General features: G+C 58.8%; 22 protein-coding genes. 1 reads left to right on the forward strand and 21 read right to left on the reverse strand.

Features of this window, described 5'->3' with window-relative positions:
• Positions 1 to 676 precede the first annotated feature (676 nt).
• The 21 genes from FJD38_RS20535 to flgB form a co-directional block, all read right to left on the reverse strand.
• Positions 677 to 1,615, reverse strand: a complete 939-nt coding sequence (locus FJD38_RS20535; protein WP_146387206.1) for a bifunctional OB-fold nucleic acid binding domain-containing protein/MaoC family dehydratase — start codon at positions 1,613 to 1,615, stop codon at positions 677 to 679.
• Between the two features lie 5 nt (positions 1,616 to 1,620).
• Positions 1,621 to 2,832, reverse strand: a complete 1,212-nt coding sequence (locus FJD38_RS20540; protein ID WP_122785887.1) for a thiolase family protein — start codon at positions 2,830 to 2,832, stop codon at positions 1,621 to 1,623.
• A 195-nt stretch (positions 2,833 to 3,027) separates the two neighbouring features.
• Positions 3,028 to 4,677: a DUF1302 domain-containing protein gene (locus FJD38_RS20545; RefSeq protein WP_146387208.1), complete on the reverse strand. Its 1,650-nt coding sequence runs from the start codon at positions 4,675 to 4,677 to the stop codon at positions 3,028 to 3,030.
• Between the two features lie 80 nt (positions 4,678 to 4,757).
• Entirely contained in the window at positions 4,758 to 5,843 is a 1,086-nt protein-coding gene (locus tag FJD38_RS20550) for an MBL fold metallo-hydrolase (protein WP_146387210.1), read from the reverse strand.
• Complete coding sequence (locus FJD38_RS20555; protein ID WP_146387212.1) at positions 5,836 to 7,698, reverse strand: long-chain-acyl-CoA synthetase; 1,863 nt, start codon at positions 7,696 to 7,698, stop codon at positions 5,836 to 5,838. The genes FJD38_RS20550 and FJD38_RS20555 overlap by 8 nt, the downstream gene beginning before the upstream one ends.
• Positions 7,695 to 8,768, reverse strand: a complete 1,074-nt coding sequence (locus FJD38_RS20560; protein WP_146387214.1) for an alkene reductase — start codon at positions 8,766 to 8,768, stop codon at positions 7,695 to 7,697. Before FJD38_RS20560 ends, FJD38_RS20555 begins: the two co-directional genes overlap by 4 nt.
• 9 nt (positions 8,769 to 8,777) lie before the next feature.
• On the reverse strand, positions 8,778 to 9,407 hold the full coding sequence (locus FJD38_RS20565; protein ID WP_146387216.1) for a nuclear transport factor 2 family protein: 630 nt from the start codon (positions 9,405 to 9,407) through the stop codon (positions 8,778 to 8,780).
• A gap of 40 nt (positions 9,408 to 9,447) precedes the next feature.
• Positions 9,448 to 10,221: an SDR family NAD(P)-dependent oxidoreductase gene (locus tag FJD38_RS20570; protein WP_146387218.1), complete on the reverse strand. Its 774-nt coding sequence runs from the start codon at positions 10,219 to 10,221 to the stop codon at positions 9,448 to 9,450.
• A gap of 27 nt (positions 10,222 to 10,248) precedes the next feature.
• On the reverse strand, positions 10,249 to 10,983 hold the full coding sequence (locus tag FJD38_RS20575; RefSeq protein WP_122785894.1) for an SDR family NAD(P)-dependent oxidoreductase: 735 nt from the start codon (positions 10,981 to 10,983) through the stop codon (positions 10,249 to 10,251).
• Positions 10,984 to 11,232: 249 nt separating this feature from the next.
• Positions 11,233 to 12,279 (reverse strand): hypothetical protein, encoded by a 1,047-nt coding sequence (locus FJD38_RS20580; protein ID WP_146387220.1) that lies wholly within the window; start codon positions 12,277 to 12,279, stop codon positions 11,233 to 11,235.
• 15 nt (positions 12,280 to 12,294) lie between these two features.
• On the reverse strand, positions 12,295 to 13,200 hold the full coding sequence (gene flgL / locus FJD38_RS20585; protein ID WP_122785896.1) for a flagellar hook-associated protein FlgL: 906 nt from the start codon (positions 13,198 to 13,200) through the stop codon (positions 12,295 to 12,297).
• Between the two features lie 23 nt (positions 13,201 to 13,223).
• On the reverse strand, positions 13,224 to 14,588 hold the full coding sequence (gene flgK, locus FJD38_RS20590) for a flagellar hook-associated protein FlgK (protein ID WP_146387222.1): 1,365 nt from the start codon (positions 14,586 to 14,588) through the stop codon (positions 13,224 to 13,226).
• On the reverse strand, positions 14,585 to 15,631 hold the full coding sequence (locus FJD38_RS20595) for a lytic transglycosylase domain-containing protein (RefSeq protein ID WP_146387224.1): 1,047 nt from the start codon (positions 15,629 to 15,631) through the stop codon (positions 14,585 to 14,587). The genes flgK and FJD38_RS20595 overlap by 4 nt, the downstream gene beginning before the upstream one ends.
• 12 nt (positions 15,632 to 15,643) lie before the next feature.
• The gene (locus tag FJD38_RS20600) at positions 15,644 to 16,696 is read right to left on the reverse strand and encodes a flagellar basal body P-ring protein FlgI (protein ID WP_244302781.1); all 1,053 of its coding nucleotides are present in this window, start codon (positions 16,694 to 16,696) and stop codon (positions 15,644 to 15,646) included.
• A gap of 66 nt (positions 16,697 to 16,762) precedes the next feature.
• Positions 16,763 to 17,425: a flagellar basal body L-ring protein FlgH gene (gene flgH, locus FJD38_RS20605; RefSeq protein WP_122785900.1), complete on the reverse strand. Its 663-nt coding sequence runs from the start codon at positions 17,423 to 17,425 to the stop codon at positions 16,763 to 16,765.
• Positions 17,426 to 17,433: 8 nt separating this feature from the next.
• On the reverse strand, positions 17,434 to 18,219 hold the full coding sequence (flgG, locus tag FJD38_RS20610; RefSeq protein WP_122785901.1) for a flagellar basal-body rod protein FlgG: 786 nt from the start codon (positions 18,217 to 18,219) through the stop codon (positions 17,434 to 17,436).
• A 19-nt stretch (positions 18,220 to 18,238) separates the two neighbouring features.
• On the reverse strand, positions 18,239 to 18,964 hold the full coding sequence (locus FJD38_RS20615; protein ID WP_146387227.1) for a flagellar basal body rod protein FlgF: 726 nt from the start codon (positions 18,962 to 18,964) through the stop codon (positions 18,239 to 18,241).
• 9 nt (positions 18,965 to 18,973) lie between these two features.
• Entirely contained in the window at positions 18,974 to 20,161 is a 1,188-nt protein-coding gene (gene flgE, locus FJD38_RS20620; protein ID WP_122785903.1) for a flagellar hook protein FlgE, read from the reverse strand.
• On the reverse strand, positions 20,151 to 20,882 hold the full coding sequence (locus tag FJD38_RS20625) for a flagellar hook capping FlgD N-terminal domain-containing protein (RefSeq protein WP_122785904.1): 732 nt from the start codon (positions 20,880 to 20,882) through the stop codon (positions 20,151 to 20,153). Before FJD38_RS20625 ends, flgE begins: the two co-directional genes overlap by 11 nt.
• Positions 20,882 to 21,310: a flagellar basal body rod protein FlgC gene (gene flgC, locus FJD38_RS20630; protein WP_122785905.1), complete on the reverse strand. Its 429-nt coding sequence runs from the start codon at positions 21,308 to 21,310 to the stop codon at positions 20,882 to 20,884. Before flgC ends, FJD38_RS20625 begins: the two co-directional genes overlap by 1 nt.
• A 5-nt stretch (positions 21,311 to 21,315) precedes the next feature.
• Positions 21,316 to 21,672, reverse strand: coding sequence for a flagellar basal body rod protein FlgB (gene flgB, locus FJD38_RS20635; protein WP_122785906.1), 357 nt, complete (start codon positions 21,670 to 21,672; stop codon positions 21,316 to 21,318).
• 230 nt (positions 21,673 to 21,902) lie between these two features.
• Between flgB and flgA the strand changes: the two genes are divergently transcribed.
• Positions 21,903 to 22,568 (forward strand): flagellar basal body P-ring formation chaperone FlgA, encoded by a 666-nt coding sequence (gene flgA / locus FJD38_RS20640; RefSeq protein ID WP_244302780.1) that lies wholly within the window; start codon positions 21,903 to 21,905, stop codon positions 22,566 to 22,568.
• The last annotated feature ends 16 nt before the right edge of the window (positions 22,569 to 22,584 follow it).

Raw genomic sequence — 22,584 nt, forward strand, 5'->3', positions numbered from 1 at the left:
TCAGATTTAACTATTTGAACCAGAAGCACTTCGTGCTCAGGTCTAATTTTGATGTTGGCCACTGACAGGCTTCCACGAATACGATGTTGGTCGCATGTTATCAGCGTTTTATTTGTAAACACCCTCTAAGGGCGAAACCTTTCTTCCAGTTAAAAGCATCCAATGGATATGTACTCGAAGCTTTTAATTGGCCTGCGTACATATCCATTGGGTGTATTAAGACGTTCTACGGGTTACGCCCTTACGGCGTGTCACTTTGCAAAAGCGGCAAAGTAACCAAAACGCTTCCGCCCCCGCGTACGGCCCTCGCTTCGCTCAGGTGTCCCTCACTCCGGTCCCGCTCCGTGGGCACGCTGCGACGGGCCATCCATGGCCCGATCGCAGCTCTCCCGGCATCCATGCCGGTCGACCCACTCCGCGAAACCTCCTTTCGGCCTCCCGAAGGGGCGGCAAATCAAAAGCCAGATCAAAAGCCAGATCAAAAGCCAGATCAAAAGCTCGCTTACGCTCTTGTAGCCGCTGTCGAGGAACGAAGGCTGCGATCGGTGGCGCTAACTTCATAGATCCATCGCCAATCACTCGATTAATCCAAAGAGTTCGGTACAGCAACGCCATCAATCGCAGCCTTGGTACCTTGTCAGCCACTGAGATTGTTGGCGTTGCCTGTGCCCCGGTATTACATGTACAAAATCACCAGTTCGTTGATCACTGACGGACGTTCGCTGCCCAATACATGGGTGTTGAGTTCAAGGGTCAATTGCGTTCCGCTTTTAACCTGCTCGACACGCTTGACCCGCGCTCGTGAGTGGATGGTCGCACCCTCTGGCACCGGCGCCGGGAAGCGTAAACGGTCCGAACCGTAGTTGACCATGTTGCTGAACCCGGTGATTTCATACCCCAGATTCAATTGCATGCGCGATTGCAGAATCTGCACCAGCGCACCGTGGGCGATGGTGCCGCCAAACGGGCTTTGCTTGCGCGCCCGCTCAGGGTCGGTGTGTATCCAGTAATCATCACCCGACAACTGCGCAAACGCATCGATCAATTCTTGATCGACTACCACTTGATTGCTCCATCCGCTGAACGTGTCGCTGACTAACGCTTGCAAGGCCGCTGTGTCGCTGAGGGCGATCTGGCGCACGGTACTCTTTTCACTCACAACAGGCTCAGGCTGGCTGCGCGCGCCTTGCAAGGCAATCGGGTCTTTGTCCAGCCCGGTGAAGCGCAACAGCCGTGTACCTTTGGCATCCACCTCGGCAAACACTGGCTGCAACGCCATGCCGATTTTCACTTCGGTTTCGTCAAGACCCACCAGGTTGCTGTTGATCCGTACACCTTGCTCCAACTCGATCACCGCCAGTATTTGCGGCATTTCGTCGGCAAAGTCCGGCAGTGTGGCAATGCGCGTCACGGTGTAGCTGTACAGCGTGGCGGCACCGTTCACTTCACGCCAGGTCAGTGCATGGGCCAGACAAGACGGGCAATGCCGACGCGGGTAGAACACCCAGTGGTTGCAGTGATCGCATTGTTGAATCAGTAAGCGTTCGGCCTTCAAGCCTTCCCAGAATGGTGCAGAAATCTCGGTCGGGATCGGCATGGGTTTGTTGTTTGACATTGGATTTATGCTCCCTGAAGGATCAAAGCGCCCTGCTCACTCATCACCCCACCGGTGCCTGAGACGTATACCGTGTCGCAACGTGAAAGCTGACGCTCACCCGCTTCACCGGCAATCTGTGTAACGGCCTCGATGACTTGCGACATGCCCCCAGCCGAGCCCGCCTGACCGAAGCTGAGCTGGCCACCGTGTGTGTTCATGGGGAAATCACCACGCCAGGTCAGGTCGTGCTCGCGGACAAAACTCATGCCTTCGCCTTTGGCACAGAAACCCGCGTCTTCCAGGGTCAGCAAGGCCGTGATGGTGTAGCAATCGTAGATTTGCGCGGCATCGACGTCTTTAGGCTTGAGCCCGGCCATGTCGAATGCCCGACGCGAAGCCGGCCCTATCGGGGTTTTCACCATGTCTTCGGCGTAAGACGGTGATTTAAAGGCCAGATGCTCGCCAAAGCCGGTGATATACGACGGACGTTTACGCGCCCGCGCAGCCACTTCCTTGGACGCGATGATCAATGCCGCGCCACCGGCCACCGGCATGACGATTTCCAGTACATGCAGCGGGTCAGCCACTTTTTTACTGGCCAGTACCTGTTCGATGGTCAACGGCTGACCGTAAAACATGGCTTGCGGGTTGTATTGCGCGTTAGTGCGTTGGTCAACGGCAATTTTGGCCAGCGCACGCGGGTCGTAGCCATATTGAGCGGCATAACGCTGGGCAATCATGGCGTAACCCGTGTTCTGGCCCATGTGGCCGTAGGGCAGATCGAACTCGGCCTCAGGGGCACCGAAAGCCGTGCTGTGCCCGCCAAAGCGCATGGCGCGGGCCATCCAGCTCGGGTCTTCATCCGGTCCCAGCGGCGCCATGCGCGCGGGCAGCACGCAGAGCACGGCCTGACACAGGCCCAGTTCGATGGCTGCGGCAGCACGCCAGACCATGCCCACAGAGGTGCAACCACCGAGGTCGACGACTTCGGCAAAGTTAAGGCGCAAGCCCAGGTACTCAGCGGCCATGGCGGGCACAAAGACTGAGGCTTCGTGAAAATGCGGGCCGTTGATCACCAGTCCGTCGAGATCCGAGGCGTTCAACCCGGCATCGCGCAAGGCCTGTGCAGCCAGGTCGGCAACTTGTTCGAGATGGAACATGCGCGGGGCCGTAGCGTATTTTTCCGGTTTGTATTGAGCGCTGCCGACAATGGCCGCGTGACCTTTAAGACCCATAGGTTTCTCTCTCTTCTAGTCAATTCATAACGCTGCAGTCGGTCAATCAGGGAAGCGGTCATGCTCGTAGCAGCTGACGAGTCGTGCGAGGCTGCGTTCGACGATGCAATCGTCGCAAATGGTTTCACGACGGCTTTGCCGCCGAACGCAGCCTCGCAAAGCTCGTCAGCTGCTACAGGTTATGCAAACCCCGCGTCAGAACGTGTATTTCATCGAGAACGTGGCGTAGTCACGGTCTGCCAACGGGCGATGAATCGGATCCGGCGAGCCCAGGTACGCGATGTACTTAAACGACATTTCCAGGTTGCTCAGGTATTTGAACGTGGTCCCCGCACTGAGCCGACGATCACCGGCCACCCCGGCAATCGTGCCGGACATCGGTGCCGCACCGCTGAAGACGTTGGAGAAGGTGAATGGCACTTCAAGATCCCAGCCCTGAAACACCCCCGGATAACTGAAGGAAGCACCCACGGTGTAAGCACTGGAAGAGCGGGTTTTCCACGCTGACGAGGTTTTATAGGTGTAGTCATTCGACGGCTGGATCGCGCCTGCATACGGCGGGGCAATCGGCAGCCCCAGCAGATTTGGCGCGCCCGACACGTCATCCACATCGTCCACGCGCACGGTGACGATTTCACCGGTCAGCGTGGTCTGGCTGGCCCACGGGCGATCACCCAGAATACGCATGCCCGAGAATTGCAGCTGCTGGCCTTTGCCGCGAGTGGGCACAGGGCCCAGTCCGGTATTGACCATCACCGGTGCACCATCACGGTATGACCACTCCGCACCCAACTGGTATTCGCCAATCTTGGTGGTGGCGCTGAGTCCTGTCAGCTTGATGTCCTCGAAGTACTTCACCTTATAGCCGTTGGTGGTGTACGCGTACTGGCCATTGCCCAAGGCCAGCGGCTGATAGCCTACCAGGGCGGTGGCCGGGTTTTTGTCGTGGTAGACCACATGGAACAGCGACAGCTCGATGTCGCTGATCGGCCGGAAGCGGATTTGTGCGCCCCACTGCCCGCTGTCACGGGGTTCATCGGTGCCGGTGTAGTTGATGCGTGAACCGTTGGCCCCGAGGATAAACTCACGGCCCGGGCCAATCACATCAGAGGTTGACAGGTAGCTGCCCACAGGCGGCAGTTCGGTGCCCTTCCACTCATACTGCACATAGCCGCCCAAGGTGAACTGCGGGTTGATGCGGTAGGACGCCGAGAACTGGCCCACCGGCAGCAACACTTCCTTGACCTCAACCCCCGGCTGCGCCGCTTTCACCGCATCGGACGGGTTCTGTACGCCATTGACGCCAGGGTAATACAGACTCTCGCCCCAGGATTCGATGTGTCGACCGGCCTTGACGTCGAGCATGGTGTCGTTGTCAAAGCGCCAGCCGCCAAACACATAGGCATCGAGCAAGCGCGTGCGGCCGCCACTGAAGTAGCGGGTTTGGCTGGTGAATTCATCGTTATCGCCGGTTTTGTTGACCGTGCTGGGTGAGTCGTTGTCGTTTTTGCGGTGGTAGACATCGTCGTAGAAGGTACTGGCGCGGACCACGGCGCCGTAGTTGTCTTTACGCAAAATCATCTCGCCCAGGGCGCCTACCCGGTTAGTGGTCAGGCTGTGCTGATCGAAGTTGCGGTTCGGATCATCGACGTTGATACCCATCAGGCGATTGCTCGGATCCCCCAGACGCATGCCGATACCATAGCTGGTGGTGACAGACCAATCGATGGTTGTCCCATCCTCGAACTCAATAGTTTCCCCCGCCCACGCCGGGCTGGATACCAGCGCCACGGCAACTGCCAGGCCGGTGAACTGGAAGCTTTTATTGTTGTTTTTATTGATCACACTGGCTCTCCTGATTAGCGACCCGATGGCCGCCTCGATGGGTTCAAGCGTCATTGCATTGCACGGCGCATAGCCCCGGCTCAAAACATCTGAAGCGGGTCGAACTTCACGACTCCTGTCGCGCACCGCCGATAACGGTGCAACCCTCCTTGTTCCTCACGGACGAGCGCCCCCTCGGCCATCAGGTAATTGGCGTGAGCCAAGGTCTCGCCCACTGCCATCAACTCGTCAAAACGACCTGACAGCTTTTTAAACAGCACCGCCATCATCTCCAGCCCGGTCAATGGCTGCTCACAAGCGTCCAGTAACTGCTGCAAATGATTGAGATGGTGGTCGCGCAGTTGATCCAGGCGCAGGTGAAGGTTGAAAAAAGGCCGCTCGTGCGCCGGTAACACCAGCACGCTGTCGGGGATCACCCGCAGGCGCTCGATAGAGTCCAGCCAGTCCCGCAGCGGATTGGCTTCTGGCTCAGGCACATACACAGAAATGGTTGAAGTGATACGTGGCAACACCTGGTCGCCCGAGATCAGCAGGCCGTCATCGGCGGCATACAGGCAGGCATGCTCGGGCGAATGGCCGTTGCCCATCACCACCTGCCAGCGGCGCCCGCCAATGGTCAACTCACTGCCGTGGCTGATGCGGGTGAAACTGGCGGTCAATTGCGGCCTGAAATGCTCACCCTGAATCAGCGGCAACAATGCGGCGGCGCGCTCAGCCGTGAACCCCGCTTTTTGATAGAAGTCGAGAAACGCCCACTCAGGCTCGCGGGATTTAGGCGGGCCGTGGTGCAAGGCATCGAACTCACCCAAGGTCATCAGCACCGGGCAACAGAACCGCTCGGCCAACCAGCCAACCACCCCCGTGTGGTCACTGTGAAAATGCGTACAAATCACTGCCTTGAGTGGCAGACCGCCCAGCACGTCGACAAATACCTGCTCCCAGACTGCGCGGCACTGATCGCTGTTGAGGCCGGTATCGACCGCGACCCAACCGTCGCCGTGGCGTAACAAATACAGGTTGATATGGTCCAGGCCAAAGGGCAGTGGCATGCGCAGCCACAACACCCCCTCTGCTACCTCTTGCACCTGGCCATGGGCAGGCGGTTGCGGCCACGGATAGCGCAGACCGTCACGCCATTCATGGCCGTGTACGTCGAGGTTACTCATGGCCACTGCCTGCAAAGGGCGCCAAACCGGCGCGCGCCAACACGTCCAGCGAGTACGGCTGATAAGTACGGGTACTTTCATCGCGCACGAACAACGGGTCGGCAAACAAATCAGGGGCGTAGCCCTGACGCTGCAAATCAACCTTACGCAGCTTGAAGGTGCTGGTCAGGTCTGCCGCCGCACAAACCCGTACAAACATTGGCGCGGCATAACGCGGCAAACGGGCTTCGGTCAATTCATAAAACGCCTGCGGGTCAAACACCTGTCCGGGCTGCATGAGGATCGCTGCCATGCCCGCCCGACCTTCGTGATCCGGTACTTGCACGCCATACACATTGATCAGTTCGAGGCCCGGTAAATCACCCAACGTGTCTGCCACTTCAAGGGTCGAAACGTTTTCGCTTTTCCAGCGATAGGTGTCGCCGATACGGTCGACAAAATAGCAATAGCCATCATCGTCGTAACGCAGCAGATCGCCCGAACTCCAGTACGCATCGCCTTCCTGAAACACGTTGCGGCGGATCTTGCTTTCGGTGGCGTCCTCGCTGGTATATCCCTCGAAGCGCCCGCCGCCAATGTGTGGATGATTGATGATAAAGCCCATCGCCTCGCCCACTTCGCCGGGTTTGCAGAGCTGGTAAAAACCCTGTTCGTCCCGTGGATGGCTGTCGCTTTCAACGTCATAGCGCACCAGGCGCAGGTTGGTGCGGTTCCAGTCCGGCACACGGCCACACGAACCGATGTAGTTGTCGACATTGATCACGTTGGCGTTGGCCTCGGTCGCTCCCCAGCCCTCAAACACCTGAATCGGGCCGAAGCGCTCCAGCCAGCGTTGCCAGGATTCGGGTGTCAGCCCGGCGCCAAGCATCAAGCGCAAACTGTGCTCGCGTTCACCATCATGGGTGGGCTGGTTCAGCAGGTAGCGGCAGATTTCGCCGATGTACTGAAACACCGTGATCTGATGGCGGCGCACGTCCAGCCAGAATTCACGCACGCTGAATTTACGCCGTACCACGATGCTAGCCCCGCAACGCAATGCGGTGGACGTCACCGATGTCGCCGCAGCGCCGTGGTAAAGCGGCAAGCAGCAATAAAACACGTCATCACTGGTTGCGCCCATGGTGACTTCCATCACGTCCCCGGACGACATCCAGCGCATATGGCTGTAGCGCGCCGCTTTGGGCAAACCGGTGGTGCCGGAAGTGAAAATCAGCAAGGTCGTGCTTTCAGCGGTAATACCGGCACGAATGTCTTTCGAGAACGGCATGACAGGCGCGGCGGCTATCTGCGCAGCCAGACTGACGTCTACCCGAGACGGCATCAGGCTTTCATAGGGGTTTTGCGCATCTTCAATGAGCCACAGCGGTACTTCAGGCAAGCCTTCGGTGCCCAATATATTGTTCAGGCACTCCTCGCCCACCACCAGCGCCTTGGCCGACGTTGTGAGCAAGGCATGAGCCAAAGGTTTACCGCTGACTTGGGTATTGATAAACGCCACCACCACGCCCAGTTTGACCAGACCAAACCAGCAGAAGAAAAACTGCGGGCGGTTCTCCATGGCAATCGCGCACACATCACCGGGGCGCAAGCCTTTGGCATAAAACACATGGGCCATGCGATGGGCCTGTGCATCGACCTGTGCGTAGGTGAATCTCTGATCGCCGTAAATCAGGAATGTACGTTCAGCAAACTGCTGCGCCTGTTCTTCCAGGCGATCTGCCAGGGTGTAGCGGTCAGCCGGTTTAATCCGGGCGCTGGCAGCCGAGCGCAGATCGAGTAACGCTTGGGTCTGTTCGCGCGGCACGGGTTGTTGTTTGTACTGTGCCAAAGAAGCAATACGGGACATGTCATTCATGACGCCACCGCTTCGGCCAGTGGGTAATCGCTGTAGCCTTCTGGGCCGGACGAGTACAGGGTCTTGCGATCGAAACGGGCCAGGGGCAAGCCGTGGCGCAAGCGCTCGACCAGATCCGGGTTGGCGATGAAGTGCCGCGCAAACGACACCGCCTCGCCCTGCCCGGCCTGCAACGCTGCTTGTGCAGAAGCGCCATCAAAACCATCGTTCAAAATCAGCCCGGAGCTGCAATTGCGCTGGGCCAAGGCGAAGGCATCCAGTTCGCTCAATGGCGAGCGCATGATATGCACGTACGCCAGATTCAGCGGCTCGGCCGCCCGGCACAGGGCTTCGGCCGTGGCCAGTGGGTCGCTGTCTTCGATGTCATTGAAAGGGTTACCGGGACACAGCCGCAGGCCCACACGGCCTGAACCTATGGCCGAGGCCATTGCGGTCAGCACCTCAGTGGGGAAACGCATGCGGTTCTGCACGCTGCCACCGTAGCGGTCATCGCGAAGGTTGCTGCCCGAAGCCATGAACTGCATAGGCAAATAACCGCTGGTGCAGTGCAGTTCAACCCCGTCAAAACCCGCCGCGCGGGCATTCAAGGCGGCCTGGCGATAGTCGCCGACCACCGCCTCAATATCCTCTATCGACAACGCTTGCGGCTCGTCGGTGTCGACCATTCCTGCGCGGTCGGTAAACAGCTGCGTGCGTGCCCGTATGGCTGAAGGGGCCACCGTTGCCGCGCCTGCGGGCTTGTTCAGCGCGCTCGCCGCCCGGCCCACGTGCATCAATTGCAACACGATCAACCCACCTTCGCCGTGCACGGCGTCGGTCACCGCCTTCCAGGCGGCCATCTGTTCGGCGTTGTAAATGGCCGGGGTGCGGCAATAGCCCAGACCGCTGGCGGAAGGCGCAGTGCCTTCGGCAACGATCAGGCCGGCCGAGGCCCGCTGGCGGTAGTACTCGATCATTTCAGCGGTCGGTACACCCCGATCGTCTGCGCGGCTGCGGGTCATGGGCGCCATGACAATGCGGTTGGCAAGTTCAAGCTCACCCAACCGCACAGGTTCAAACAAAATGCTCATAGTGGCTCCTTAGCGCACGCGGATCTTCGGCGCGCCAGCCCCACGGCGCAGGGTGGCAAGAAAGTGTTCGACCGGAGCCGCCGTCGCCACCTGCGGCAACTGATCCTTGTCCGGGCGGTTGGCCCAGAACTCGTGCCATGACGGGAACAGATCGTGAAAGGTGCCTGCGTAGGGTTCGCGTCCCGGCCAGCGCATTTTCTGCGTGCCAATCGGCGGCTTGTTGAGATCGCTGGCGTACCAGTAGCACGGCAGGCGACGACGGAAATACCAGCGCCCCTGCATGCGCTCATAGTCATCCCAATAGAGCATTTGCATGGTCACCCACTCGGGGCCGGTCTCGTGCTCGTTCTTGGAATACACCACACCCACGGCATGATCGGGGTCGGTGAACTCGATGAGGTGCTGGCCCAGGTGATGGGAGGTGCCGTGAAACTGGTCACGCAACGTGCTGTCGACCCAGGCTTTAAGGTGCGCCCGCCCGGTTTTTTCACGCCCGACCCGAATGTCTTCGGCAAACAGATTGACGTGGGCATCGAGGTCACGCATGTCCAGCGACAATGAATATTTGCCGGCCAGCTGGCGAATTTCTTCAATCGACTCCAGCCGGTCAAGACGGGCGAGCAAGGCGTTCTGTTCCATATGCGGTGTCCTTAAAGCGGTCTTTAAATGCCCGAACTGATTACTCGAGTACGGTGTACAACTCGCTGCTTCGGCCGCCATCGACCGGCAGACTGGCCCCGGTGATGTACGAGGCTTCATCGCTGGCCAGAAACAGAATGGCGTTAGCCACTTCCACCGGTTGGCCGACACGTTTGAGCGGGATCAGTTTTTCGGTATTCAGACGGGTTTTGTCATCGGTCAACATGCCTGCGGTGGCCGGGGTCTCGACCACGCCGGGAATCACCACATTGCAGCGAATGTTGTGGCTCGCGCCTTCACTGGCGGCGGCTCGACTGAAGTTAATCACGGCCGCTTTGGCGGCTGAGTAACCGGCCATCCACGGCGTGCCGAACAGGCCGCAGATCGACGCGATATTGATGATCGAACCACTGCCCTGGGCGCGCATCAGCGTCATCGCCGTGCGTGTGCCCCAGAACGTGCCATCCACGGTGGTGGCGAAGTTGGAGTGCCAGTCAGCCGTCGAGGTGCTGTCAATTGCGCCCCAGCTGTAAGCCATCGCGTTATTGACCAAAATATCCAGACGACCATTGCGCTCTGCCGCTGCCGTGATGGCTGCTACATAAGCGGCCTCATTACTGACATCGGCCACGGCGCATTCAGCACGGCCACCGGCATCACGAATCTGTGCCGCTACGGCTTCCAGTGGCTCGATGCGTCGACCGCAGAGCACGACCAGCGCGCCCTCCTCGGCAAAGCGCAAGGCTGTGGCCGCGCCGATGCCTGAGCCGGCCCCGGTGATAAACGCTACTTTGCTGTTTAAACGAGTTCCCATGACGCTCTCCCCACCCATCTGCTGCGCTTAGATAAAGGCCATGCCGCCATTGACCGCGAGGTTTTGCCCGGTGATAAAACTGGCATCATCACTGGCCAAAAAGGCCGCAACGCGAGCGATTTCATCGGTTTCACCCATGCGGCCCAACGGAATGGCCTTGAGCATGCTTTGCATCCAGTCTTCGGGGATGTCGGCCATCATTGGCGTGTTGGTCGGACCAGGAACAATGGTGTTCACGCGAATGCCATTGCTGGCCAGTTCACGGGCCATGCTGCGGGTAAGCCCCATGACCCCGGCCTTGGCGGCGCAGTAATGGCTTGGGCCTTCACCGGTGACGGCAGAAGTGCTGGAGATATTGATAATGACGCCGGGCGTGGCGGCCTTGAGCATCAGCTTGACGGCTTCGCGGCTACAGAAAAAAGTGCCGGTCAGGTTGACGCCGATGACGCGCTGCCAGTGCTCGTCGGGGGTCTCGGCGAAGGCATCGATGGAACCGATACCGGCATTGTTGACAACCACATCAAGGCTGCCAAAACACTCATGGGTGGCGGCCATTGCGGCCGCTACCGAGGCGCTGTCGGCCACGTTGCAGCTCACGGCCAGTGCGTTGTCGCCCAACCCTTCGATGGTTTGGCGAGCGGCTTCAAGATTGATATCTGCCGCCACTACCCGTGCGCCCTGCTCGGCGAAATGACGCACAATCGCACGCCCCATGCCTTGCCCGGCCCCTGTCACGAACGCCACTTTATTCAGCAACTTCATAGAAATCTCCCGCTAGCCAGAGTGCGCCCCGCTCTTAAGGTGTGAGCGGTGTATGGGAGCAATCATTGACTGCGAGAAAAAGCTGAACATCGTCCGATAAGACTAAGCACAGGATTGCCTAGGCATATGTGTGCGGCTGAAGTTGAAATGCCAGATTGAAATTCGCGGACGCGCTTGCTCGGCTATCGGCTGATGAGGAACCTGGGCTGCGAGGGGCGACGTGGCCGTCGCAACACCCTTGAACGGGGTTTAGACCCCGCTCATCAACCCATGCACAGTGGGCCGCGAAATATTCGCCTGACAGCGAACCACCTGCGCCACGCGGGAATAATCACTGGCCTGCTCGCCCTTGAGGCTGAATACACGCGCGGTAAAGTCATGGGCCCAGCGCTTTTCTTCCTGACTTTCGTGGCGCCCTAGCTGGCCCATCAACTGGGATTGACGCGCGTTAAGCTGCTCAAGCACGTCCTTGATCTTTGACAACCCTTTATCAACGGTTTCGAGCAGCTCGCGCATGGGCCGACGCTCAGCGGCGACGGGCACCACCAAAGGTGTGCCCAGAAGGTTGTGTTCCTGGACGTCAACACGGGTAAACCCGGTCTTGGCGAAAAGTTTGTCTTCACCCTGGATGGACAGTTGGCCCTTGAGTCGCTGCCACTGACTGTCCGCCGCCGAAAAACGCAGTGCCTCCTGATCAATGACTTCAACATGCAAACCCGCCTGAGCCAGGCTGGCGTTGAAGCGTTGCAGCAACTGGCGCTCACTCATGCCGTCATCCAGTACCACAGCAACGGGGCCCGGCAGATGCCGACCCGCATTGAACAACAACGCCTCACTGCCAGAGGCGAGTACGCTGTGCAGTGATTCAAGCCCCTTGATGCTGAAACGACTGCGCAACGGCGCTTGCAGGCTGAGGTTTAACTCGGCATCCAGACTGGCCGACGATAAGCGGCTGCGCTGATCAAGCAAGTCATTGAGGCGAGCAACCGAACGGCCAATCACGTCAATATCAGGGGCTACATGTTTGGACGAGGCGGCCAAATTACGCCCCACGTCGCGTTTCAGCCCGGTCATGTGTTCGGCCACTTCGCTCAGGTAAAGCTGAGCGGATTGCAGGGCCGAGGACTGGCGGTTCAATTGCAGGCTCAGGTCAGCCATTTTGCCCGGCTGACGGGGCGCAGCGCCTTGCGTGACCGCTTGCCTGATGCGTGGCGCTGCGGTGTCACGCGATTGGGCCTGCGCTCGCATGCCCAGGTCATACGCCGCAAGGGTCGAACGCTCGTTGACAACTTTCATGACTGACCTTCCCGCTTACATCAGGTCAAACAGAGAAATGGTTGCCATGCGGCTATACACTTTCTGGCTGGCCTGCATCGACAGCTCATAAGCCTGCACCGCCAGGAAGGCGCCGCCCATGTCGAGCTGGGACAGGTCGCCCTGCACTTTCTGATTGGCCAGGGACACGTCGGCATTGCTTTCGGCAAGCAGGGTCAGTGTGTTTTGGCGACCGCCCATGTCGGTTATCGCACCCATCATGTGGCCGTGGGTCACATCCAGTTGCTCCAGGGTGTCCTTGAGTTGCTGGCGGGTGGCCGGGTCGTCGGGCGCGTTTTTCAGGCTGTCGACCAGGCTGTGCAAGTCATTGAGGAAGTCCGCATCAGCCCCGAGCATCTGCTGGGCCGTGACGTTATCACCGATCAGCACGCCATTGCCGACTACGGCCTGACGCTCTTCATCGTTGCCCGTCATGCTGTAGGTGCCTGTGGCCGGGTCAAAGGTGACAGCGGGCACATCGTTGCGCGTGCCAGAGAACACATAGTTCCCGGCTTCGTCCTTGGCGTTGAAGTAACTGACCAGACTGTCTTCAAGACTGGACAGCTGGGTGGCGATGGCAGACAGATCCTCAGGGCTATTGGTGTCGTTACCCGCCCACAGCAGCAGGTCGCGAATGCTGCCCATGGCATCCGACCCTGACTGCACATAGGTCTCTTGCAATTTAAGGTTGTCGGACACTTTGCCAATGTTTTCGTTGTACTGGCCCAGGCTCGATTGCTCACGCTGGATGCGCAGCAGACGGGCACTGGCAATCGGATCGTCAGAGGGCTTCTGGATGCGCAAGCCACTGCCGATCTGGGCTTGCAACTGGGCAATGGCCTGACTGTTGCGGTTCATGTTGTTGTGCATCATCGCACTGGTTTGCGCGTTGCTGATTCGCATAGGGGTACGCCTTGTGGCCGGGTTTAAACGGAAGCCAGGATGGTGTCGAATAACTCATTGGCCGTTTGCACGACTTTCATGTTGGCCTGCAACGCTTTGTTGTATTCCATGATCATTTGCGCTTCTTCGGTGTCACTGACGGCACTGACCGCATCGCGCTGACTTTGGGCTTCTACCGCAACCGCGGTGGCGGATGTGAGGTCAGCCTGGTTTTGCCGGCTGGCACTGGCCACGTCCCCGAGCATCCCGCTGTAGGCTTCGCTGAGGGTCACTTCACTGCCGCCGATGGTGACTTTCTTGTTTTTCAACTCGATCAGGGCCAGCAGCACCTGGTTGTTGCCGTTGTCACCGGGCACCCCGGAAAACGCCAATTCTTCGGGCGTCACGTCATTCATTTGCAGCAGGTTGCTGCTGCCGGCGTTGAACGTCAGCAGCGGTTTACCGGGATTGCCGTTGAGGTCGTAGCCGGTGGCCAGCGTGTCATTGACCATCCGGGTCAGTTCTTCGGCCATTTGCACAAGGCTTTCGCGGGCAGGCAGCAAGTTGTTGTGTTCAACGTCATACAGCCCGCCAAACGAACCGCCCAGGCTGTCCTGCCTGAGCGGGAACGTATTGCCGGCAAACGTCAACGAGACTTCCTGTTCGCCCGCTGCGTTGGTGGTGACGGACAACTGCCCAGCCGTGCTGCCCGATACCAGCGGCTGACCATTATTGAGGGAAATGGTCAGTGAGCCATCACGGGCTTCATTGACGCGCACATCGGTGAATTTACTCAGTTCGCCTACCAGCAAGTCGCGGTGATCGCGCAACGCCGAACTGTCACCGCCGGTGGACTCGGCTTCGACGATTTTTTTGTTGAGCAACGCCAGGTTGTCGGCCAGTCCATTGATCTCGGTGCCCATGGCCGTGCGCTGTGCATGCAGTGCATCGAGCTGGCTGTTGATGCTGCTGTTGAGGCCATTGAAACGCTGGCTCAGGTTGCGCATTTCATTCAATACCTGCTGACGCTGCGGTATGTCGCCGGGGCTGTCGCTGGCGGCGCTCAGGGCTGCATAAAAGTTATCCAGACCGGTGCTGATGTTTGACCCCTCGCCCCCCATGACACCTTCCAGCGAGCTGAGATAGTCTTGCCCGGCCTGGTAATACTGCATGTCGGTGGTCGCCCGCCACAGTTGCTGGGTTTTGAAGTCGTCGCTCATGCGCCGCACGTTGGTGACGGCCACGCCGCCGCCGACCTGCTGATTGCTGGTGCCGGCCAGCGAGCCCATCTGCGCAGTCAACCGGCTGTAGCCGGGGGTGAACATGTTGGCTACGTTCTGCGCCGAGGTGTTGAGCGCAATTTGCGCGGCATTCATTCCGGAGTAACCAATCTGGCTCATCAAACTCACGATTCAATCTCCTTGCGCACCAGACGCATGTTCGGGGCAAACGCCGCAGAACTGAATGCACCCGCAGTGCTGATAATGGAAGTAGCGACTTGGTCTTCTAAAGCGACTGAATCGGGCATGCGCTTAAGGCCGATTCTGCTAATGGCTGAATCAGTGGAGGTTGACGGCCTAACAGCCTCCGCCAGCGGCACCGCCGGACGCTCAAGATCCGCCAGAATCGAACGGGTGTAGTTACGCGTTTCTGCGAACGGAATGCGCTCCACCCATTGGCTGACGCTGATTTGACCCTGTCGCGGGTCGCCGTTGACCTTCAGCCACTCATCCACGCGCCCCGGCCCTGCGTTATAGGCGGCTACGGCCAGCACGGTAGCGCCCTCGTAGCGTTTGAGCAGCTTGTCCAGATAGGCGACGCCCAGGCGCTTGTTGTAGGCGCCATCGGTGATCAGGCGCTGCTCGTTGAATTCCACCTTCAGTTCCTGGGCCATTTCCCGGGCGGTGTCCGGCATCAACTGCATCAACCCGCGCGCACCTTTGGACGATATGACGGCCACCTGCCCGGATGACTCGTGGGCGATCACGCGCTCAACCAGTGCCATGAGCGTGGTTGCCCCACGGGTCACGGTGTCTACGCCGCGCTGCCAGGTCTTCACAATCGGGGTAAACAGGCTGTCGGCCATCTGGGGCGCGGCAGGCGTCGGTGGCATGTCCCGATGCCCGGCGTGCACAGGGTCCGCCACCACGGCCTCACCCCGCGACAACTGCTTGACCAGCAGGTCGGCGATGCCCGTTTGCCGATGCGTCGCCAGGGTTTGGGCCAGCGCTTCATCATGCATCTCGCGCAGGGTATCGCCTTGGCGGCTACGCATTGAGCTGCCGTCTGACAACACATCACCCGCCTTGCGCATTTGCTTGAGGATCTGCTGCAAAAACATCGCTTCGAACTGCTCGGCAGCGGCTTCGAGACGAGCTTGACGCGCGACGGCAATGTCCTGAGTTGGCTTGGGCGCGATGTGACGCTGTGGTGAGAATGGGAGAATGCTCATGGTCTATCGCCCTTAAATCACGATCAGTTCGGCATTCAGGGCACCGGCGGTTTCCAGTGCCTGAAGAATGCTCATCACATCATCCGGAGTCGCACCCAGGCTGTTGACGGTCTTGATGATGCTCTGTAAATCGGCACCGTCCGGCCAGGCGAACATCGGGTTGCGCTGTTGATTGACGGAGACATCCGAACGCGGCACCACCGCCGTTTGACCGCCCGACAATGCGCCGGGCTGACTGACTTGCGGGGTTTCGCTGATCGTCACGGCCAGGTTGCCGTGGCTCACGGCGGCGGCTTTGACACGTACGCCCTGACCAACCACCACGGTACCGGTACGGCTGTTGAACACCACCTTGGGGCGCGTTCGGCCTTCTTGCACATCAATGGATTCAAGCAGGGCCATGTAGCTGATGCGCTGGTTGCTCGGCAATGGCGCACGCACCGACACTTGCGTCCCGCTCAAGGCAGTGGCGGTGCCGGCGCCGAACTGCTGGTTGACGGCTTGAGCCACGTGGCTGGCCGTTTGAAAACTGGGTTGGCGCAGGTTAAGCATGACCTCGCTGCGCTCACTGAAGTCACTGGCAATCATGCGTTCGATGGTGGCGCCGTTGGCGATCAAACCGGTGTTGGCACTATTGATCGCAACGCTGGAACCACTGCGCCCTTCTGCCTTGACCCCGCCCACGACCAGCGCGCCCTGAGCCAGTGCATAGACTTCACCGTCCACACCCAGCAACGGCGTCATGAGCAACTGCCCACCGCGCAGGCTTTTCGCGTCGCCCAGCGAAGACACGGTGACATCCACCGTTTGCCCGGGGCTGTAAGACGGCGGGATCGACGCCGTCACTGTGACCGCCGCGACGTTTTTAAGCTTGGGGTCAACATTGGGCGGTAAGTTAATGCCGAACTGTTTGATCAAGTTGGCCACGGACTGATTGGTGAACTTGACCTGGCTTTTATCGCCACTGCCATCCAGGCCCACGACCAGGCCGTAACCGATCACCTGATTGGCGCGAACCCCCTCAACATCAACAAGGTCCATCAAGGGTGTAGCCAACGCCGGCATGTGCGACAAGAGGCTATAGAACGTCAACAGGGTTAGCAGCGCGCATCGCATAAATAAGCTTTCCACTCACAGGGGGAAAATGGGGTGGGTGAAAAAACGGGTTAACCAACCCGCCGAATTACTGTCATTGAGTACACCCCGCCCTGCATAGGAAATCCGGGCATTGGCCACGCTCTGCGACGACACCTGGTTGTAACGGTTGATGTCATCGAGACGTACCAGCCCGGCCAGACGAATGAACTCGTCGCCCTGGTTCAAGCGTAATGATTTCTCACCTTTGACCAACAACGTGCCGTTGGGCAGCACTTTGTGTACCGTCACGGCAATCGAGCCGCGCAGGGTGTTTTGCTGCGAACTCTTGGCCGATCCATTGAAGTCGCGCTCGGCATCCACCTGAGTTTCCAGACCGGAATAGGCTTTACCCAGCACGGTGGGGGTATCAATGCCGATGCTTGAGGATTTGCCAAAACTGGTGCCTGCGCTTTTGCTCGACTGAGTCGACTCATCAAGGACGATGGTCAGAATGTCCCCGACCCTTAACGCGCGTTTGTCCTGATACAACGAGCCTGCGTAACCGGGGCGATAAAGCCCGCCACCCTTGGCAGGCGGTACGCTGTAATCCAGAGGCAAAGGCTCATAAGCGCTGGAGTCTTCGTCGGGCAACAACTCCGACAGGCTTTGGCAACCGGCAAGGGCCACCCCCAGCGCGCACAGGATGAAATTACGCATTGAACTGCTCAGACCGTCTGATTAAGGAACTGCAACATGCCGGATGAGGCATCCAGCACCTTGGCGTTGGCTTCATAAGCACGCTGAATGGCCATCATCGAAACCATGGCCTCTACCACTTCAACATTTGACCCTTCCAGTTGGCCTTGCTTGATGACGCCCAGGCCATCCTCACCGGCGATGCCCTCGACCGGCTCACCGCTGGCAACCGTTTCCTGATACAGGTTGCCGCCCAACGCCTGCAACCCGGACGGGTTGGCAAAATTGACCAGCATGATCTGGCCAATTTCCACCGGGCCGGCACCGCCCGGCAGTTCGGCGGTGACAATGCCGTCGGTGCCCACCTTGAAGTTTTTATGGCCCACCGGCAGCTCGATGGCCGGAGACAAAGGCAGGCCCTGGGTGTTCACCAGCATGCCTTCGGCATTGAGCTGTAACTGACCACTTTCGGTGTAGTAAATATCGCCATTGGCAGACTCAACCTGAAAGAACCCAGGCCCGCTGATGGCCAGATCCATGGGTTGCCCCGTGGTTTGCGTGCTGCCTTCGGTGAAGACTTTTTGCGTGCCCACCACTCGCACGCCGCTGCCCAACTGGATACCCGACGGCACCGTATTGACGGCATCGGCCTGGGCGCCGGGCGGCACTTCAATGGTGTAGAACAAGTCTTCAAACACCACACGATCGCTTTTGAAACCGGTGGTATTAACGTTCGCCAGGTTATTGGCGACGGTGGACATGGCCTTGTCCTGGGCGGCAAGCCCGGTTTTGCTGATCCAGAGTGCAGAGCTCATGGGATATGTCCTGTAAGTATCAAACGCGAATAATGCTATTACCCGCCGACGACAAGTCTTCGGCGGCTTTCATCATCTTGACCTGGGTTTCGAACAGCCGGCTCAGGCTCATGGTGCCCACCAACTGGTCAATCGCCGAGACGTTGCTGGCCTCCAGGAAGCCTGCGGCCAGCACGACGTTGTCATCTGCCGCCGCCGGAGCGCCGTCTAGTGTCACCAGCAAACCGGCACTGTTTTTTTGCAATTGGCCGGCCGTCAGGTCGACACGTTTGATCTGGTCCACTTCGACCATCAGTGGCTCGCCACGGGGCAATACCGAAATTCGGCCATCGGCAGCAATGTGCACCGTGTCGAACTCGGGCAACTGAATCGGACCACCCTCGCCCAGCACTGCGCGACCGTTGATGGTCAACTGCATGTCGGCATCAACCTGCAAACTGCCATGGCGGGTATAGGCTTCGCCCTCGTCGCCCTGAACGGCGATCAAACCTGCACCCTTGATGGCGAAATCCAGATCACGGCCTGTGGCCATCAGCGCACCGGGCGCCATGTTCACGCCGTTGCCTTGAACCTTGGTCAGATGCCGGCTTTCATAGCCGTACCCTTGAACCGGCACACTCACGGCCTGTTCAAGGTCGGCACGAAAACCCGGTGTGTTGACATTGGCCAGATTGTTGGAGCGCACACTCAGCGCCGTCATCGTTCGACTGGCGGCGGTCATTGCCGTATAGCCCAAGCGGTCCATGGGTCAGCCTCAGATAGCGTTGAACAGCACTTGCGTCAGTTCCTTGTCAGTGGACAGCACTTTGCTGTTCGCCTGATAGTTGCGCTGACCTTCCATAAGCCCGACCAATTGCTGGGTCATGTCGACGTTGGAGCTTTCCAGCGCACCGGCTGTCAACTCGCCAAACAATCCCGTGCCCGGAGGACCTATCAGCGGGTTGCCCGACTCGCCCGTGGCACTCCAGCGAGTCGCATCTTCGTTTTTCAGGCCGTTGGGGTTGGCAAAGTTGGCCAAAACCACTTGCCCTTGCAGCAGTCGCTCGCCATTGCTGTAGGTGGCGTAGACCATGCCGTCTTTTTCAACGGTCACACCGGTGTTTTCACCTGCGGCATAACCGCTTGGGTCATTGGTCGTCACCACAAAGTCCGACGCGCTCTGGGTGCTGCGGGTGTAGTTGATGTCAATGCTCATGGCCTCGACACCGGCCAGGGGAAACGAAATATTCACCGGGCCCAACGGCGTGACTAAACCACCGCGCTCATCGAAAACCATCGGTTCAGGGCCACCTACGATGGTTTTATCCACGGCGTAATGGACTTCCCAGGTGTTGTCCCCGGTTTTGACGAAGTATTGGGTCAATGAATGTTGTTTGCCCTGGGAGTCATACACCGCCGTGGTCTGACTGTCGGTATAGGAGTCAAGGTTGTCCGGATCGAACGGCGTGACCGTGACCGGGTCCTTGCCTGCATCCAGGTTGGTGACAAACTCAATGCCGTCGGTGGCTTTGGCAGGCAAGTTGCCGGTCTGCAAACGCAAATCGCCCACCGTACCGACCTGCAAGTTGCCCGCCGCATCAACGGTGTAACCTTGCAAATACTGACCGCTGGCATCCACCAGGTAGTTATCACTGTCTTTGCCAAATGCGCCGGCCCGGGTGTAGCTGATATCGCCGCTGGCACTGCGTGTGACAAACAGTCCGCCGCCCGAAATGGCCAGGTTGAGGCTGTCACCCGTGCCTACGTGCGCGCCCCCCAGGCTCATGCTCTGGGTATGGCCCAAGACACTGACCCCCATGGCCTGAGTGCCCGAGTACAAACTGCCGAACTCGGTACGCGACGACTTGAAACCGGTGGTGCCCACGTTGGCGATATTGTGGCTGATGGTGTTGAGCTGTTCGGTCACAGCATTCAAGCCGGTAAGTGCAATGTTAAAACTCATGGCGCGGGCCTTGTATCGATTGGCTGAGGGAGCGTTGCCCCGGGTTTTGCCCGGGCAGCATCAGGTTGCTGAGCATTGAAGCTTCACTGAATTCAGTAATTTCATAGAACGGCACGTCACCCACACCGGCGATATTCAACACCGGCCCGTCAGTGCTCAGGCGCACGCTGTTGACCTTGCCCTTTGCCTCCACGACAAAGCTCTCGTCCGTGTTGGATTTGACTTCAATCTCATACTTGCCGGGCTTGAGCCCCAGCGCTACAGGGTCGATTTCGAACTCCACCCGCCCCGGTGCACTGGCTGGCAATGGAATTTCAGTCTCGACACCGTTTTCATCGGTGAGGGTCACCACCAACTCGTTGGCGTTGTGTTCCAGTTCAATCTGGGCCTCGACCTTCTGGTCGGTGAGATCCAGTTCTTCCACCCGAACCTTGACCATCTGCCCCACCAGGCTGGCAGCGCTGAGGTATTGCAGGTTCTCCAGCAACACCATGTTGTTTTGCGTCAATGCCGACATTTTTTCCAGGCTCTGAACCTGAGACATGGCCGCGAACTGGCTGAGGAATTCACTGCTGTCCACCGGCTTGGTCGGGTCCTGATTGCGGATCTGCGCCACCATCAATTGAATGAAGGTGTTCTGTATTTCATCGGAGTCAGAGTTGCCGTTGACCTGATCACCGGGTGGCGGCGTATTGCGCGTGTCGTTCTGGATCTGGCTCATCAGGCTTCTCCCAGTTTGAGCAGCCCTTGCTGCATGCTCTTGATCCGGTTGAGTACTTCGACCCCCGTTTCAAAACTGCGGGTGGCCGACATCATGTCGGTCATTTCTTCGATTTCGTTCACGTCGGGGTAGAACACATGACCGCTGCGGTCTGCCAGAGGATGGTCAGGTTCATAACGCTTCTGCGGCTCGCGGCCCGAGGCCACTACATCCAGTACCTGAACATGCGCCCCACCCATGCCGACACCGCGCGTCAACTGGTCGTTGCCATACAGGGCGGCAAATACCGGTTTGCGCGACTGGTAAACATCCTGGGCATTGCCCGCTGCAGAGTCGGCATTGGCGAGGTTGCTGGCGACCGTATTCAGTCGCACGGTCTGGGCATTCATCGCAGAGCCGGCGATTTTGTAAATAGCGTCAAAAGCCATAATGATCAGCGTCCTTCGATGGCCTGTTTAAGGCCTCGAAATTTCATGGAAAGAAACGTCAGGCTGGTTTGGAAATCAGCTGCACTTTTGGCAAAGGCTGCCTGTTCCACACTCAACTCCACCGTGTTGCCGTCCTGAGAGGGCTGAGCAGGCACGCGGTACTTCAGTTGAGCGCCGAACCCTTCAGCCAGCGAGGGTGACGATCCGCGCTGGCGCATTTCGGCGGCAAAGTCCAGATCCCGCGCCTGAAACCCGGGCGTGTCTTCATTGGCCAGGTTTGCAGCCAGAATCTCGCTACGTTGCATGTGCAAACCCAGTGCGCGCATGTGCACCCCCATCGCGTCTTCTATCCGTATACTCATTACCCGACACCTTTCATCAATGTTCAGCTCGCAAGCATGAATTGCAGGAACTGTGCCTAGTCGCAGAACCCATTCCAGACCATTGATTTAAAAGACTTTTTATGAAATCACGAGACCGATCTGACGCCGTATCACTTCCGCCTTTTCGACGCCTCGCTCAACGATGCGGAACTGTAATTTCCGCCTTCGCGGTGGCCAGCCTGATTGGCCTGTTGCCGGTGCCCCGAGCAATGAGTGCGGATGACACCTACAGGGCGCAAATTGACGATGGCGTGCGTCGATACTTCACCCAGCGACTCAGCGAAAGAGCCGCCGATCAAGGCTGGCAAGGGCTTCGATTCACGCAAAAAGTATTTGCTCTGCCCACCGACTTACCGGGCCTGACGTGCCCGCAACCGTTGCAGGTCGAGGCTGAACAACAGCCATCATCGGTGCTGGGTCGCAAGCGCGTCCGTCTGACGTGCGCCGGGCAACCTGCCTCATCCATCACCGTCACAGCCCAGGCAACGGTATTCATCAGGGCCGTAGTGGCGACTCAAGTGCTTGAACGTGAAGAGCCCATCTCCGAGGCGATGCTGACAGTGCGCGAAGTCTCGCTGGGCAAGCAGGATCAGGCGTATTTCAACCGGACCGACCAAGTCGAGGGTTTGAGTGCCAAGCGTCGAATTCGCGCCGATCAGGCTTTGACTCAGGAGATGTTGACCTCACCCTGGCTGGTGCGTCGTGGTCAGCGGGTGACCATGCAGGCCCGTCATGGCGCCATCCAGGCGAACACTGAAGGCGAAGCACTGACTGATGGCCGCAAAGGCGACGTGATTCGGGTCAAAAATGTAACCAGCGGCAAAATCATTGAAGCTCAAGTGACAGGCGTCGGAGTGGTGAGCAGCACCTATTAATCCGCGCTGGTCGCAA

Source organism: Pseudomonas saxonica (genome assembly GCF_007858365.1).
GTDB lineage: Bacteria > Pseudomonadota > Gammaproteobacteria > Pseudomonadales > Pseudomonadaceae > Aquipseudomonas > Aquipseudomonas saxonica.

Bases quoted from the DNA above. Each gene is read 5' to 3' on its own strand.
- FJD38_RS20535 (WP_146387206.1), bottom strand. From the start codon at position 1,615: ATGTCAAACAACAAACCCATGCCGATCCCGACCGAGATTTCTGCACCA.
- FJD38_RS20540 (WP_122785887.1), bottom strand. From the start codon at position 2,832: ATGGGTCTTAAAGGTCACGCGGCCATTGTCGGCAGCGCTCAATACAAA.
- FJD38_RS20550 (WP_146387210.1), bottom strand. From the start codon at position 5,843: ATGAGTAACCTCGACGTACACGGCCATGAATGGCGTGACGGTCTGCGC.
- FJD38_RS20555 (WP_146387212.1), bottom strand. From the start codon at position 7,698: ATGAATGACATGTCCCGTATTGCTTCTTTGGCACAGTACAAACAACAA.
- FJD38_RS20560 (WP_146387214.1), bottom strand. From the start codon at position 8,768: ATGAGCATTTTGTTTGAACCTGTGCGGTTGGGTGAGCTTGAACTTGCC.
- FJD38_RS20565 (WP_146387216.1), bottom strand. From the start codon at position 9,407: ATGGAACAGAACGCCTTGCTCGCCCGTCTTGACCGGCTGGAGTCGATT.
- FJD38_RS20570 (WP_146387218.1), bottom strand. From the start codon at position 10,221: ATGGGAACTCGTTTAAACAGCAAAGTAGCGTTTATCACCGGGGCCGGC.
- FJD38_RS20575 (WP_122785894.1), bottom strand. From the start codon at position 10,983: ATGAAGTTGCTGAATAAAGTGGCGTTCGTGACAGGGGCCGGGCAAGGC.
- FJD38_RS20580 (WP_146387220.1), bottom strand. From the start codon at position 12,279: ATGAAAGTTGTCAACGAGCGTTCGACCCTTGCGGCGTATGACCTGGGC.
- flgL (WP_122785896.1), bottom strand. From the start codon at position 13,200: ATGCGAATCAGCAACGCGCAAACCAGTGCGATGATGCACAACAACATG.
- FJD38_RS20595 (WP_146387224.1), bottom strand. From the start codon at position 15,631: ATGAGCATTCTCCCATTCTCACCACAGCGTCACATCGCGCCCAAGCCA.
- FJD38_RS20600 (WP_244302781.1), bottom strand. From the start codon at position 16,696: ATGCCGGCGTTGGCTACACCCTTGATGGACCTTGTTGATGTTGAGGGG.
- flgH (WP_122785900.1), bottom strand. From the start codon at position 17,425: ATGCGTAATTTCATCCTGTGCGCGCTGGGGGTGGCCCTTGCCGGTTGC.
- flgG (WP_122785901.1), bottom strand. From the start codon at position 18,219: ATGAGCTCTGCACTCTGGATCAGCAAAACCGGGCTTGCCGCCCAGGAC.
- FJD38_RS20615 (WP_146387227.1), bottom strand. From the start codon at position 18,964: ATGGACCGCTTGGGCTATACGGCAATGACCGCCGCCAGTCGAACGATG.
- flgE (WP_122785903.1), bottom strand. From the start codon at position 20,161: ATGAGTTTTAACATTGCACTTACCGGCTTGAATGCTGTGACCGAACAG.
- FJD38_RS20625 (WP_122785904.1), bottom strand. From the start codon at position 20,882: ATGAGCCAGATCCAGAACGACACGCGCAATACGCCGCCACCCGGTGAT.
- flgC (WP_122785905.1), bottom strand. From the start codon at position 21,310: ATGGCTTTTGACGCTATTTACAAAATCGCCGGCTCTGCGATGAATGCC.
- flgB (WP_122785906.1), bottom strand. From the start codon at position 21,672: ATGAGTATACGGATAGAAGACGCGATGGGGGTGCACATGCGCGCACTG.
- flgA (WP_244302780.1), top strand. From the start codon at position 21,903: ATGAGTGCGGATGACACCTACAGGGCGCAAATTGACGATGGCGTGCGT.